This window comes from Spirillospora sp. NPDC052269 (assembly GCF_040679435.1).
Lineage (GTDB): Bacteria > Actinomycetota > Actinomycetes > Streptosporangiales > Streptosporangiaceae > Spirillospora.
On sequence record NZ_JBFAUU010000005.1, the window covers coordinates 377719 to 391609 of the forward strand.

The following is a 13891-nucleotide window of genomic DNA, read 5'->3' on the forward strand; positions in this document are numbered from 1 at the left end:
CGGAGGGTAAGGATGCACGGGTGACCTTCCCTCCCGGTACCCCGCCGCCCGGCTCGCCGCCGCCGAGCTTCTCGTCCCGGCACGTCGCGCCCCCGCACGTCCCGCCCGCGGCCGGCTCGGACGAGTGGACGAGCGTCGACGACCGGTACCGGTACGACGAGCCGCCGCCGAAGGCGGTCCTGCCGGGGCCGTGGTTCCGGATCCAGGCGATCCCGGCGCCCGAGCGCGGCGTGTCCGCCGAGGGGGACTTCGTGAGCGTCCTCCCGGCGGCGCTGTCCGCCGCGCGGCTCGGACGGCCGTTCGCCGTCGGGTGGCTGTCACAGGGCGGCGGCGCGCCGCTGGAGCTGGTCACGAACGCGGGCCCGGTCGGGCCGGGCGGCGGGCTGCTGTTCCCGTCCGGCGCGCGGGGCGTCGCGGTCGGCGAGGAGTGGCTGGAACGCGTCGAGCGCATGGTGTGGACGCGCTGTCCCGGACGCCTCGCCCCACCCGGTCCGTCCGCCACGGGCGATGCCGGATCCGGTCCCGGGCTGTTCGAGTCGACCCTGGTCACCCTGATGGAGCGGCCGTTCGGCTGGTTCGTGGTCGCCGACCCGTGCGACGAGCGCGAACTCGACGCCGAGATGCGCGAACTCCACCACGAGCTGCGGATGCTCCGCCGAGGCGAGGACGAGCAGGCCCGCCTGGCCGTCGCCCGCGCCGATCGCCGCGTCGCCGAGCTGGACGCGTTCCGCGAGGCCGGGCTGTGGCGGGTGCGGGTCCTGGCGGGCGCCGCGTCCGAGGCGGAGCTCGCGCAGATCGCGCCCGTCCTGGTCGGCTCGCTGGAGCTCGGCCACCACCCGTACCGGCTCCGGTCGGGCCACGGCAGCGGCGGCTTCGCCGAGATGCTCGCCCCCGACACCGCGCCGGACCGCTTCGGCGCGGGGACCGTTCGGCCGGGCGTCGCGGCCGTCCTGCCGGACGCCGAGCAGCGGTTCGGGTTCACCGCGACGGCGGGTGCCCTCGCCGCCCTCGCCGGGCTGCCCCGCCGCGAGGTCCCCGGCCTGCGCGTCCTCGACGCGGGCTACTTCGACGTGACGTCCGAGACCGGCGACGAGCCCGCCGGGGAGGTGATCGGCCTCGGCGACATCCTGGACGGCCAGGACCGCGTCGTCGGCCGGTTCGCCGTCCCGCGCTCGACCGTGAACCGGCACGTGTTCGTCACCGGCGCGACCGGCGGCGGCAAGTCGCAGACCGTCCGGCACCTGCTGGAGCAGCTGACCCGCGCGGGCGTCCCGTGGCTGGCGATCGAGCCCGCCAAGTCCGAGTACGCGGCGATGGCGGGCCGGATCGCCGACCTCGGCGCGAAGGTCACGGTGGTCAACCCGTCCGACCCGGGGGCGGTGCCGCTGTCGGTGAACCCGCTCGCGCCCGAGCCGGGCTACCCGGTGCAGGCGCACATCGACATGGTCCGCGCCCTGTTCCAGGCCGCCTTCGACGCCGAGGAGCCGTTCCCGCAGATCATGGCGCAGGCGCTGCAGCGCGTGTACGAGGCGAACGGCTGGGACGTGGTGACCGGCGGCGGCGTCCCCGGCTCGCTGATCGAGCCGACCGTCCCGACGCTGGAGCAGCTGCAGACCGCCGCGCTCCAGGTGATCCAGGAGGTCGGGTACGGCCGCGAGCTGATGGCCGACGTGCAGGGCTTCGTGGACGTCCGGCTGCGCTCGCTCCGGATCGGCTCGGCCGGACGGTTCTTCGAGGGCGGCCACCCGGCCGACATCGGCGGCCTGCTGCGCGACAACATCGTCCTGGCCATCGAGGACGTCGCGAACGACGAGGACAAGGCGTTCCTCATGGGCACGCTGATCATCCGGATCGTCGAGCACCTGCGGATGCGGTCCCGCGAGCACGGCCAGGCCAAGGGCCTGCGGCACGTGATCGTCATCGAGGAGGCGCACCGCCTCCTGCGGAACCGCGGCCCCGAGCGGACATCGAACCACGCGGTCGAGCTGTTCGCCGGGCTGCTCGCCGAGATCCGCGCGTACGGCGAGGGCATCGTGGTCGCCGAGCAGATTCCGACCAAGCTCGTCCCGGACGTCATCAAGAACACCGCGCTCAAGGTCGTGCACCGGCTGCCCGCCCACGACGACCGGCACGTGGTCGGCTCCGCGATGAACCTGGACGCCGACCAGTCCCGCGAGGTGGTGTCGCTGCGCCCGGGCGTCGCGGCGGTGTTCGCCGACGGGATGGACCGTCCGCTGCGGGTCCGGATCCCGCTCGGCGAGGGCCGCGAGGAGGTCCTGCCCGGCCCGCCGCCCCCGGTGGACGGCCGCCGCTCGGCCGCGTGCGGCGGCGAGTGCCGCTCCGGCCGCGCCTGCACCCTGTACGAACTGCGCGAGGCCGACCTGCTCGCCGCGCACGCCGACTGGCCGTGGCTGCGGTTGTGGGGCGAGACGCTCGTCCTCGCGCACGTCACGGACCGTCCGCTGCCCGCCGTCCCGGCCGAGCTGGGCCGCGCCTGGTCGCGGCTGCCGCAGCGGCTGCGCGAGTGCACCCTCGCGACGGTCGTCGACCGTGCCGTCACCCGCCGCTCCCGCGCGCTGCGCACGGCGTTCCCGCCCGCCGACCTGACCGCCGCCGTGGCCGCGGTCGGCGCGCGGCTGCTCGGCGGCGCGCACGACCTGGCGGGCGGACGGCCCGGAGGGCAGTGGGTGATCCCGCAGGTCCGCTGGCTGCACGAACTGGACCGGCTGTTCCCGTACGGCGCGGGCGCCCCCGACAAGCACGCCCTCGCGCCGCCGCTCGACTACCGGCTGCCCGGCCTGCGGGACGTCCCGGAGGCGCGCCTCGGCCACCGCCTGCGCGACCTGCGCCGCCACCCGCTGTCGATGGAGGTCGCGGCGAACCGTCCGCCGGCCCTGCTGGCGCTCGGCGGCGAGGACGACCACGCGGCCTTCTACACCGACCTGTCGCTCGTCACGATCGGCATGGAGGAGGACGAGCAGATCGAGCACGTCGCGTCCGCGATGCGCGTCGACGCTTGGCTCGAACCCGTCCTGAGCTGGCCGGACCGCTTCGTCGCGCCGTTCGAGGACCCGTCCGGCGGCCTCCCCTTCCTCACCGGCTGACACGCGGCGTCCCCGGACCGGGCGACGGTTTCGTCACGATCGCTCCCCGGGTCTCCCGGTATGCGGGGAGTGATGGGTACTTTTCTCCCCTCCCCGCATGCCGGAGGTCGGATGGTCACCGTCACCGAAGGTGCCGCGCCCGCGTCCGGGTCCGAAGGTGCCGGACCGCCGTTCGGTCATGTTCGTCCCGGGCCCGCGCCGTCCGCGCGCCCGATGCAGAGCACCACGCGGCACCTCTGCGCGGCCGTCTACCTGAACCGCGCCGTCTGCGCGGCGGTGATCGACGAGTACCTCCGCGACGAGCACCGGGCCGTCGTGCCGTCCTTCGGCTTCGACCTCGAACCGGTGATCCGGCACGCGCTGCGCGCCCGGCGGCTGCGGATCTACCGCGACCTGCTCCTCATCGTGACCTGGACGGTGCTGCTCGCCCTCGCGCCCGGCCTCGCGGTCTTCCTGGCGTGGGTGCTGGTCGCCCCGGCGATCGCCGCGCGTATCCGGTGGCGGTCGCTGAGCTGGCCGTGGCGGGTCGTGACCGCGGGGGCGCTGGCGGTCCCGTTCCTCTACGCGGAGATCACGCTCGTCGCGTCGTCCCTCCTCGGCGGCTCCTCGGGCGCCACGGAGTCGGCCGGCTGGAACCTCCAGCACGTCTGGACGGTGTTCCAGCTCGAACATCCCCGCGCGACCCTCGCCCTGGCCGGCCTGTCCTTCTCGCTGATCTACTTCGGGCACCTCGCGCTGCTGTTCCGGACGCTGTCCCACGAACTCGCGCCCGGCGCGCACGGGCCGGGGCCGCGCGTGTTCAGCCCCCGGGTGGAGGTCCTGCTGGAGCGGATCCGCGCCGCGCAGCTCGGCAACGTCACGTTGTACTCCGGTGACAACCCGTTCGTCGGCGCGGGCCCCGTCCGGTCCGACCTGACCCGGGCGTGGTCGATCGTGCTGGAGCTCGACCGCCCCGGCGCGGACCCGCTGACCGGGGAGTCCGGCGGCGACCCGCTGTCGATGGACTCGGCCGGACGGCCAGACCCGATGGCCATGCACCGGCGCGTCCAGGAGAGCGTCCGGGCGATGCGGGACGAGTGGCCGCCCACCCCGGACGGCGTGACACCCGAGCGCGGCTCCTGGCTGCCGCCCAACGAGCGCGTCGTCGGGCTGAACACCGGCTGGCACGTGGTCGCGCCGGGCCTGTGCGAGCAGCGGGAGCGGCCGGTGGGCGCGTCCGACCCGCGGCCGTTCAGTGGCCACCCGCTGATCGACGCGTCCGCGCGGCTGCCCTACTCGCTGGCCGGGGACGAGGCGGTGGACGCGCTCGTCCGGCATCCGCAGGGCGCGGTCCGCTGCTTCCAGCGGATCACCGTGGGCGCGGCGTCGCAGCCGGTGTTGCGCCGCGACGGCGGCCCGCTCGCGCCCGCCGCCGACCGCGACCAGACCCTCACCACCTTCGTCTACCTCGCCGTCGAGGGACGGATGCTGTACGGGCAGTTCGTCGCGACCGTCCTGCCGCCCGTCCGGTCCGAGTTCCGGGTCGTGGACCTGCTGCCGGCGTGGAGCGCGCCGGTCCTGCTCGGGCAGGCCGTCCGGGCCGGGTGGCGCGGCTTCGCCGAGGCCGTCCTGCTGCCGTTGCCGAGGACGATCGCTGTGGTGTGGGGGATGGCCGGCGGGGTGCTGGCGGCGTCGGCGGGCGGAGATCCGACGGCGCGGACCGTGCACGACTACGGCTCGCGGCTCAGCGTCCGCGAACTGGTGGCCGACACCGACCTGCACGACTTCCTGCAGGTCACAGACGTGGACAAGTACGCCAAGCTGATCGAGCGACGGGTCAACGAGGCGCTCCTGGACTACTTGGGGACCGAGTGCGGGGTGAACGTGTCGGCCTACCGCGAGCAGGCCAAGACCCTGCTGAACCAGGGCGTGATCATGACGGGTGGACGCGTCGACGGGCAGATCGCGGTCACGGGACGCGGCTCCCGCGTCCACCAGGCCCAGGGCGTGAACCCGTGACGCGAGGAGAGGAGAGCGGCATGGGGCGGCACGGCGACGACCGCGGAGTGCGCATCGGCGGGAACGCCCGGGTGTCCGGGCAGATCTCGACCGGCGACAACAGCGTCCAGATCCAGAACGCCACGGGTGGCGCGGACGAAGGGACGGCGAGCGCGATCGGCCGCGTCGCCGACCTGATCGACGCGCACGAGGCGGACCTCCCCGAGGCCGCCCGCGCCCGCCGCGACCTGGCCGACATCCGTGAGGAGTCCGAGACCGACGACCCCGACGGCGACCGCGTGTCCGGCGCCCTCGAACGGCTCACCCGCCGCGTCGGCGGCGTCGCGGCGCTCGCTGAGGCCGTCCACGCCCTCGCGGGCCGACTCGGCCTGGGCTAGGGAGTGCCCCGGTGGGCTGGATCGGGCTAGATCGCGGTCTCGGAACGCGGTGACAGGCCCGCCTTGGCCGCGACCGGGTTCCACAGGCCGATGAACTCGCGCTTGGCGTCGGTGGCCTGCTGGTTCACGTCCGCGACGTCGGAGTCCGACGGGCAGCCCGGCGACAGCTCGATGTACTTCGCGTTGGACGCCACGGACGCCTCCAGCGCGTGGACCAGGGCGTCCTTGACCTGCTGCCCGTTGTCGAGCGCGCTCACGTCCAGGCCCTGTGCGGTGGACAGCTCGGTCTGCCGGTCGCCCTTGATCCGCTGCAGCCCGGCGGTCTCGCACCCGCCCGACAGGACGGTCTGGAGCTCGCCGCGCGTCGAGGCCATGTCGTCCAGCAGCGTGTTCACCTTGCCCGCCTGTGCGGTCAGGTCACCGCTCGGCGACGGCGAGGACGCGGTCGCCGACGGCGTCTCGGACGGCTGGTCCTGCGTCGTCGCCGGTGTGGTCTGCTGCGTGGAGGTGGGGGAACCGCTGCTCGCCCGTCCGGCCTTCCCGGAGCCGCTCGGCCAGAACACGATGCCGAGCGCGACCGCCGCGAGGACGACCAGCCCGGTCGCGATCAGCAGGTAGGGCGGCCTCTTCCTCCTGTGCTCCTGTGGCGGGGGCGGACTCCACACCTGCGGCTCGTCCGCCCACGGCTCCGGCGACAGCGTGATCGTGTGCTCGCCCGGGGCGCCGGGATCGTCCGGCGGCGGAGGGGGCGTCGCGGACAGCCCCGACCCGCCACCCCACGGCTCGGGCGGCGGCCCGTACGCCGCGCCCGGATCGGCGGGCGGCACCGGCACGGGCGTCCCGGGGTCATAGGCCGTCGGCGGCGACGAGTATCCGGCGTCGAGCTCGGTCTGCTGCTGAGTCCCCTGCCCGAACTCCTGCGGTGGCTGCCCCATGCCGTACTCACCCGGCGGCACCGGCGGAGCCTCGTGCTCGGGAGGCCCGTACCCGGCCGGGTCATATCTGGTCGGGTCGTACCCGGACGGGTTGTGCTCAGAGGGCCCGTACTCGGACGGGTACGTCGCCTCGTGCCCGGCGGGGCCGCCGGGATACGGCTGAGGGCCGGGGGCGGGCTCGGACGGCCCGGCCTCGGACGGCCACGGGGGCGACGACGGCCGGCCGTCATCGCGTCGCGTCGCGTCACCGGAGGGGGACGCGCCGTCGTTCAGGGGCGCGTCGCACCGGGTGCAGCGGGGGAGCGCCGGGGTCGTGTCGCTACCGCAGGCAGGGCACCGCATGAAAGCCCCTCACCGGTCATGGTCCGTCGCGACCAACCTACCGTGACGGGCCGCACAGGGGATCCCCCCGTGCGGCCCGCGACCTGCTTGTGATCAGGCGCCCACCTGCGGCTGCGCCCCGAACCCGCGATGCGGTCCCCCGGACCGTCCTCCGGCTCAGACTCCCGTCCAGTGCCGGGCGGGCTGACCGGCCTTGCGGGCGACCGGGTTCCACAGCTCCACGAAGTTCTTCTTGGAGCTGGTGGCGCGGCGCTCGGCGTCGGCGCGGCCGGGCGCGTGACCCGCGTCCGGCTTCGGCTTGCCCTTGCAGCCGTGCTGCGACTGGGTGGCCCAGGTCAGCAGCGCGTTGTCCACGTTCAGGGACGCCTGGAGCGAGTCGTGCAGGGACGAGCGCAGCTTCTCGCCGCGGTCCAGCTTGTCGACCTTCAGGGCCTGGGTGTGCTTGAGCTGGTTCTGCCGCCGCTGCGCGACCTCCCGGAAGGAGTCCAGCGCGCCCGGCAGGTCCTTACAGGTGCGGGACTGCCCGAGGCCCTTGACCAGGGTCCGCTTGGTGTCGGCGCTGGCGTTGAGGATCGAGTTCAGCGCGTCCGCCTGCTGCTTGGTCGCGTCGTCGACCTTGATCTTGCTCTTCTGCGCGACCGGGGAGTTGGAGGTGTTCGGCGCCGCGTCGCTCTTGCCGCCGGTCGGCCACAGGACGACCGCGACCGCGACGACCGCCGCCGCGACGAGCGCGCCGACGCCGATCAGCAGCGGCTTGTTCGCCTTCTTGCCGCCTCCGGGCGGTGGCCCGCCCTGGAAGCCCTGCTGCCCGTAGCCGCCTTGATCGAAGCCGCCCTGGCCGTACCCCGCGTCCTGCTGGCCGCCGAAGCCGCCGCCCTGCCCGAAGTCGCCCTGCTGCTGACCGAACCCGCCCTGGGGCTGGCCGAAGTTGCCCTGCTGCCCGAATCCGGCGTCCTGCTGCCCGAAGTTGCCCTGCTGGCCGAACCCCTGCTGCTGCCCGAAGCCGCCGGGCTGCTGCCCGAACCCGCCGCCGGGCGGGACGGAGCCCGCGTCGATCATGGCGGTGGCCTGCTCGCCGGCGTCCTGCTGGAAGCCGCCTCCGGCCGGCTGCTGACCCCAGCCCTGGTCGGCCACCGTGTGCGGCTGCGGTTGCGGTTGCGGCTGCCACTGCTGCGGCCCGGCCGGCTCGGACGGCTCCTCCGGACGGCGCGGCTTGGCGTACCAGGACTCCGGGACGATCGACTCGGCCGGGTTCTCGGCCGCGCCGTCCTGCCAGTTCTGCGCCGGGGAGGCCGCCGCGGACACGGCGGGCGACGGCGCGATGATCGTCTTCATGTCGGACGGGTGCGGATCGGCCGGCGCCGACTGGTGCTCACCGGACTCGGTGGGGTCGAAGACCCACCCCGCCGTGGACTCGGAGTCGCCCGCGCCGCCGGACGGGCCGGAGTCGGACGACGCCCACGCCGGGGCCGGCGGCGGGGGCACGTCACCCCCGACCCCTCCACCGGACGGCGCCGGCGCGAGTGCCGGCGGTGCGGACAGCGGCATGCCGGGCTGTCCGCCGCCGAACCCGGGCGGAGGCGCCTGCCCGCCGCCGGGGCCCGCCGAGAGGGCGCCGGGACCGGGGACGACCATGGTCTGGTCTCCGAAGCCCCCGCCCGCCATTCCGGGAGGCCCGCCGTGGCCGGCGCCACCCGGGTTCTGGGCGGCCGCCGCACCCGTCGGCGTTCCGCAGTTCGCGCACTTGTCGAGCGTCCCGGCCGTGGTGGACCCGCACGTCGGACACTGCATCGCTCAGACCTCGCTTGTCGCCGCTTCGCACGCCTCGCGGCCCACGCCCTCCACGGGGCGGACCTCCCCACACCGGCCGCGGGGTACTCGACAAAAGGTACTGCGTACCGTCGGTCGCGTACGCGGTGACGGGAATCCGCGGGGCCTTCCTACGGCCACCGTCGCAACGCCACCGGGGCTGGCACCGAATCACGACATGTCGTCCACGGTCAAGGTCCGCCGCCGAGGTTTACCGCGACCCCGTGTGATGCTCGTCGCATTTCCCCGCCCCGGCCGTCCCGCCCGCGGTCCGCCGGAACCGGGGACGTGATCACACCCACGACGAGCGCCGCCCGGCACCGACTACCCTCGGGAAGGTCGCTGAGACACGGAACAGAGAAGACGGAGTTCATGAGCGATCTTCCGCTGCGTTCGCAGCTGGCCGTCGCACTCGGTCGTACGGCCGCGAAGATGTCCCGGATAGCGGGCAAGGGAGACGGGTCGGTGATCGGCGGGAAGGTCGGCCTCCGGCTCGACCCGGAGCTGCTCACCCGGCTGTCCCGGGACCGCAAACTCGTCCTCGTCTCGGCCACCAACGGCAAGACGACGACGACCCGGCTGATCACCTCGGCGATGACGCCGCTGGGGGAGGTCGCCACCAACGCGTTCGGCGCGAACATGCCCACCGGGCACGTGTCGGCGCTCGCGTCCGCGCCCGAAGCCCGCTACGGCGTGCTGGAGTGCGACGAGAAGTACGTCCCCATGGTGCTGCGGGAGACCGGCGCCAACCTGCTCGCGCTGATGAACCTGTCGCGCGACCAGATGGACCGCGCGGGCGAGATCTGGCTGCTGGCGGGCAAATGGCGCAAGGCCCTGGCCGAGTCGCCCAACACCCATGTCATCGCCAACTGCGACGACCCCCTGGTGACCTGGGGCGCGGCCACCGCCAAGTCGGTGACGTGGGTCGCGGCCGGCCAGCACTGGCGTGAGGACTCCTGGTGCTGCCCCGAGTGCGGCGGCCCCCTCGACCGCCAGGACGGCGAGGAGAACTCCGACTGGGCCTGCCGCCAGTGCCACTTCCGCCGCCCCCGGCCGGACTGGGTGCTGCACAACGGCGCGGTCTACGACCCGCACGGCCGCGCGTTCCCGCTGGACACGATCCAGCTGCCCGGCCGCGCCAACCGGTCGAACGCGGCCGTCGCGCTCGCCGTGGTCGCGCAGTTCGGCGTCCCGCCGGAGCAGGCGCTGCCGCTGCTGGCGACGGTGAAGTCGGTCGCGGGCCGGTACACCAGCGTGGAGGCCCAGGGCCGGACGCTGCGGCTGCTGCTCGCCAAGAACCCGGCGGGCTGGCTGGAGGCGTTCGACGTCCTGAAGCCCGCGCCGTCCCCGCTGATCCTGTCGATCAACGCGCAGGGTCCGGACGGCCGCGACACCTCCTGGCTCTGGGACGTGGACTTCCGCATCCTGCGCGGACGCCCGGTCTGGGTCGGCGGCGAGCGCCGGATCGACCTGGCCGCCCGCCTGGAGGCCGCCGACGTCCAGTTCACCCTGGTGGACGACGTGGAGCAGGCCATCCTCGCCGTCCAGCCGGGGCACCTCGACGTGATCGCCAACTACACCGCCTTCCAGAGCATCCGAACGAGGTACGGCCGTGCCGTCTGACCGCTTGAAGATCGTCTGGATCTACCCGGACCTGCTGTCCACCTACGGCGACCAGGGCAACACCATCGTCCTGGAGCGGCGGGCCGCGCTGCGGAACATCCCGACCGAGACCGTCAACCTGCGCTCGGACGAGCCGGTCCCCGCCGACGGCCACATCTACCTGCTCGGCGGGGGCGAGGACCGTCCGCAGATCCTCGCCGCCCAGCGGCTGCGCGCCGACGGCGGCCTGACCCGCGCCGTGGACAACGGCGCGGTCGTGTTCGGGGTCTGCGCGGGCTTCCAGATCATCGGCAACGAGTTCGGCGGGGACGAGGGGCAGCCGCTCCCCGGCCTCGGCCTGCTCGACATCCGCTCGTTCCGCGGCCAGCAGCGCGCCGTCGGCGAGGTCGTCTCGGACGTGGCGTCCGAGCTGCGCGTCCCGCGCGTGACCGGCTTCGAGAACCACCAGGGCGCGACCAGCATCGGCCCGAACGCGCGGCCGTTCGCCAAGGTCGTGTCCGGCATCGGCAACGCCGACGGGCAGGGCTTCGAGGGCGCCTACCAGGGCCACGTCCTCGGCACCTACATGCACGGCCCGGCGCTCGTCCGCAACCCGGCGCTCGCCGACCTGCTGCTGACCTGGGCCGTGGGCCGCGAACTCCAGCCGATCGACGACTCCTGGGCCGGCCGCCTCCGCGAGGAGCGTTTGGCAGCGGTCGTGGGCTCGACCCCCGCGTAACGGGTCTGTTCACCGGCCGTCCCCGTTTCCGGGGGCGGCCGGTTTCGTTTGGGTCTGGTGGGGTTCGCGGGGCGCTGCGACAGTGCGTTCATGATCTGCTGCGTGGTGAGCCGCCGCGACCTGCTCCGGCTGAGCGCGGTCGCGGCCGGGTTCTCGCTCGTCCCAGCGACTGAGGCTCTCGCGGCGGACGCGGTGTCGCCGGTGAACCTGGAACTGGTCACGCTGACCGAGACCGGGGCCGTCCTGACCTGGTACACCGGCGTCCCCGGGACGGACGACGGGCTCGGCCGGATGAAGCCCGCCCCCGCGGACGCCGAGGTCCGGTACGGGACGCATCCCGCCCGGCTGACCAAGGTCGCGCACGGGCCGTCCGGCACGCCGTACCACCACGTCGAGCTGCGCGGACTCGAGCCGGGCCGCACCTATTACTACCGGGCGTCGTCCCGCGGACGCGCCGCGTCCGCGACGCCGCTGACCGGCGGGACCGCCGCCGGGACGCCGCGCGGCGACGGGATCTTCGCCTTCACGACGCAGCAGCCGCCGCCCGGCCGGTTCCTGTTCGCGGTCGCGCTCTGCAACGACCTGCACCTCGGCGAGACCGTCGCGGGCCTGGTCGGCGCACTCCCGTGGATCAAGGGGGTCTCCCAGGTCCCCGGTCACCCGCCGTACCCGGAGATCATGGCGACCGCGCTGGTGGACGACGCGAAGGCGCGCGGCGCGACGCACCTGCTCGCCGCCGGGGACGTCAGCGCCGAGGCCGCCCCCGCCGACCTCGCCCGCGCCAAGGGCCTGCTCGACCGGTTCGGCGGCCACGGCGCCGACTACCTCGTCACCCGCGGCAACCACGACCGCGCCCACGACGGCCACCCGTCCTGCACGCCCGGCCGCTGGCAGGGGAACGACTGCTTCGGCGACGTCTTCTTCCAGGGCCGTCCGAGCCACTTCTCCCGCGAGCTGAACGGCCTGCGGATCATCGGCCTCGACACCTACGACAAACCCGGCGACGGCGGCGACGCGGGCGGGCTCGGCCGCGACCAGTTCGCGTGGTTCCAGGACGAGCTGAAGCGCGACCCGGACCGTCCGACGCTCGTGTTCGGCCACCACCCGCTCTTCACCGAGAACGACCCGCTCGCGATCACCGGCGCGCACTCGCTCGACGCGGGCCAGTCGCTGCGGATCCTCGCCGCCTACAACAGGACGCCCGGTGTGCTGCTGCACCACGCGGGCCACACCCACCGGAACCGGCGCTCGGTGTTCCCGCTCGCGCCCCGGGTCGTCCAGCAGGAGGTGGCGGCCGTGAAGGAGTACCCCGGCGGGTTCACGCTGCTGCGCGTCCACGAGGGCGGGTACGCGCTGAACTTCTACAAGACGCGCGCTCCGCTGGCCCGCGAGTGGAGCGAGCGCAGCAGGCAGGAGCTGTCCGGGATGTGGCCGCGGCTGTCTTTCGGCGACCGGATCGCCGACCGCAACAGCGTCGTCCGCCGCGACCTGTCCGGCCTCGGCTCGTGATCAGCGCCCGCCGCCCGCGCGGGTGCCGCTGGACGAGGGCCTGTCAGTAGACGAGGGCCTGGACGTTGTCCGCGGTGACCTCTTCGACGAAGGTCGGGGCGCCCGCGATGCGGATGCCGGGGATCACGTCGTCCGGGCCGATGTCGCGGCGTCCGGCGCACTGCGTGCAGAGCGTCACCTGCCCGCCCGCCATGATGACGTGGAGCAGCTCGTCCAGCGGGGTCGCGAGCGGCAGGTTCAGCTCGGCGGCCCGGCCCGGCAGGGCGTACCAGGCGGACTCGCCGGTCAGCCACAACGAGACGTGAAGGCCGCTGGCGACGGCCGCCGCCGCGACGGTGAACGCCTGGTTCACCCGCTCCGGGCCGTCCGCGCCCGCCGTCGCCTTGATCACCAAAGAACGCGCCATACCGGGCACTGTAGCCGGGCGCGCCCTCCGAGCCGGGGACGTCCCCGACGGTTAGGGTGAGGCGCCATGGGCGGACTGGTGAACGCGGGCGTGCTCGTCCTGGCCTGCGCGGGGCTGGCGATCGCCGCGCTGCTGCTGGTCGTGCGGCTCTTCCGGCTCCGCTGAGCCCGCGCCGCGGAGCGGTGTCAGAGGCGAGCCGAGGGCCCTCCAGCCGGTAGCCTTCCGGGCATGGAGCCTGAGCTGCACGACGACCTCAAACCGCTGGAATTCCTCCTGGGCACCTGGAAGGGCGCGGGGGTCGGCGACTACCCGACGATCGAGGCGTTCAACTTCGGTCAGGAGATGTCGTTCAGCCACAACGGCAAGCCGTTCCTGATCTACACCAGCCGCAGCTGGCTGATCGAGGCGGACGGCTCGGTCGGCCGCCCGCTGGCGACCGAGACCGGCTACTGGCGGCCGAAGCCGGGCAACAAGGTCGAGGTGACGCTCGCGCACCCGACCGGGATCATCGAGATCTACCTCGGCACGATCGCCTTCCACCAGATCGAGATGGGCACCGACGTGATCGCCCGCACCGACACCGCCAAGGAGGTCAAGGCGGGCAAGCGGCTGTACGGGCTGATGCCGGAGAAGAACGGCGCCCGCGACCTCGGCTGGGTCTACGAGATGGCCGCGATGGGACAGCCGCTCCAGGCGCACCTGTCGGCGCAGCTCAAGAAGGCCGACTAAACCCCGCCGAAAGGCGGCCGAATGGTGTCCGGGGGGGCGTCCGTAAATGGGAACGACCCCCGGACCGTTCCCGCCGGGTGGCGGGATGCGCACAGGACTGATGCGCAGGTCCGGGGGCCGGGTAACTGCCTGGTATTCGCCGATCACCGTCCGGTGATCGGCCACCGCCGTGCTGTGACGACGGCGCCGCGGCAGGACGGCGACTAGCGGACAGTCACCTCGCGAGTCCCAGAATGAATCATTTCTTGGACCACCTCCTTTCGCGCGTGCCGCCAAGCTATGCGACCCTCCGGCCGGGGGGCAAACTCTTTTTTCGGACGATTTCACTGCGGCGGTCCACC

10 protein-coding genes are annotated in these 13891 nt (G+C 73.8%); 7 read left to right on the plus strand and 3 right to left on the minus strand.

Annotation, left to right across the window (positions count from 1 at the left end):
* The first annotated feature begins 20 nt into the window (after positions 1-20).
* From AB0L06_RS13180 to AB0L06_RS13190, 3 genes are all read left to right on the plus strand, one after another.
* A complete protein-coding gene (locus AB0L06_RS13180; protein ID WP_500231186.1) occupies positions 21-3104 on the plus strand; it encodes a helicase HerA-like domain-containing protein in 3084 nt (1027 codons plus the stop codon).
* A gap of 213 nt (positions 3105-3317) precedes the next feature.
* Positions 3318-5102 (plus strand): AbeC-like domain-containing protein, encoded by a 1785-nt coding sequence (locus AB0L06_RS13185; RefSeq protein WP_500231187.1) that lies wholly within the window; start codon positions 3318-3320, stop codon positions 5100-5102.
* A gap of 20 nt (positions 5103-5122) precedes the next feature.
* On the plus strand, positions 5123-5479 hold the full coding sequence (locus AB0L06_RS13190) for a DUF5955 family protein (protein ID WP_500231188.1): 357 nt from the start codon (positions 5123-5125) through the stop codon (positions 5477-5479).
* A gap of 26 nt (positions 5480-5505) precedes the next feature.
* Here the strand turns inward: AB0L06_RS13190 and AB0L06_RS13195 are convergent, their stop codons facing one another.
* The gene (locus AB0L06_RS13195) at positions 5506-6756 is read right to left on the minus strand and encodes a hypothetical protein (protein WP_500231189.1); all 1251 of its coding nucleotides are present in this window, start codon (positions 6754-6756) and stop codon (positions 5506-5508) included.
* 156 nt (positions 6757-6912) lie between these two features.
* The gene (locus AB0L06_RS13200) at positions 6913-8547 is read right to left on the minus strand and encodes a hypothetical protein (RefSeq protein ID WP_500231190.1); all 1635 of its coding nucleotides are present in this window, start codon (positions 8545-8547) and stop codon (positions 6913-6915) included.
* Between the two features lie 390 nt (positions 8548-8937).
* Here AB0L06_RS13200 and AB0L06_RS13205 point away from each other — a divergent pair, with 390 nt between their 5' ends.
* From AB0L06_RS13205 to AB0L06_RS13215, 3 genes are all read left to right on the plus strand, one after another.
* Positions 8938-10188 carry a MurT ligase domain-containing protein gene (locus tag AB0L06_RS13205; RefSeq protein WP_500231191.1) on the plus strand — a complete coding sequence of 417 codons (1251 nt, stop codon included), beginning with the start codon at positions 8938-8940 and terminating at the stop codon, positions 10186-10188.
* The gene (locus tag AB0L06_RS13210; RefSeq protein WP_500231192.1) at positions 10178-10906 is read left to right on the plus strand and encodes a type 1 glutamine amidotransferase; all 729 of its coding nucleotides are present in this window, start codon (positions 10178-10180) and stop codon (positions 10904-10906) included. The genes AB0L06_RS13205 and AB0L06_RS13210 overlap by 11 nt, the downstream gene beginning before the upstream one ends.
* Positions 10907-10996: 90 nt before the next feature.
* On the plus strand, positions 10997-12415 hold the full coding sequence (locus AB0L06_RS13215; RefSeq protein ID WP_500231193.1) for a purple acid phosphatase family protein: 1419 nt from the start codon (positions 10997-10999) through the stop codon (positions 12413-12415).
* A 43-nt stretch (positions 12416-12458) separates the two neighbouring features.
* Here AB0L06_RS13215 and AB0L06_RS13220 read toward each other — a convergent pair whose 3' ends face one another.
* The gene (locus AB0L06_RS13220) at positions 12459-12821 is read right to left on the minus strand and encodes a DsrE family protein (protein ID WP_500231194.1); all 363 of its coding nucleotides are present in this window, start codon (positions 12819-12821) and stop codon (positions 12459-12461) included.
* A 228-nt stretch (positions 12822-13049) separates the two neighbouring features.
* Here AB0L06_RS13220 and AB0L06_RS13225 point away from each other — a divergent pair, with 228 nt between their 5' ends.
* Positions 13050-13550, plus strand: coding sequence for a heme-binding beta-barrel domain-containing protein (locus tag AB0L06_RS13225; RefSeq protein WP_500231195.1), 501 nt, complete (start codon positions 13050-13052; stop codon positions 13548-13550).
* Positions 13551-13891 lie beyond the last annotated feature (341 nt).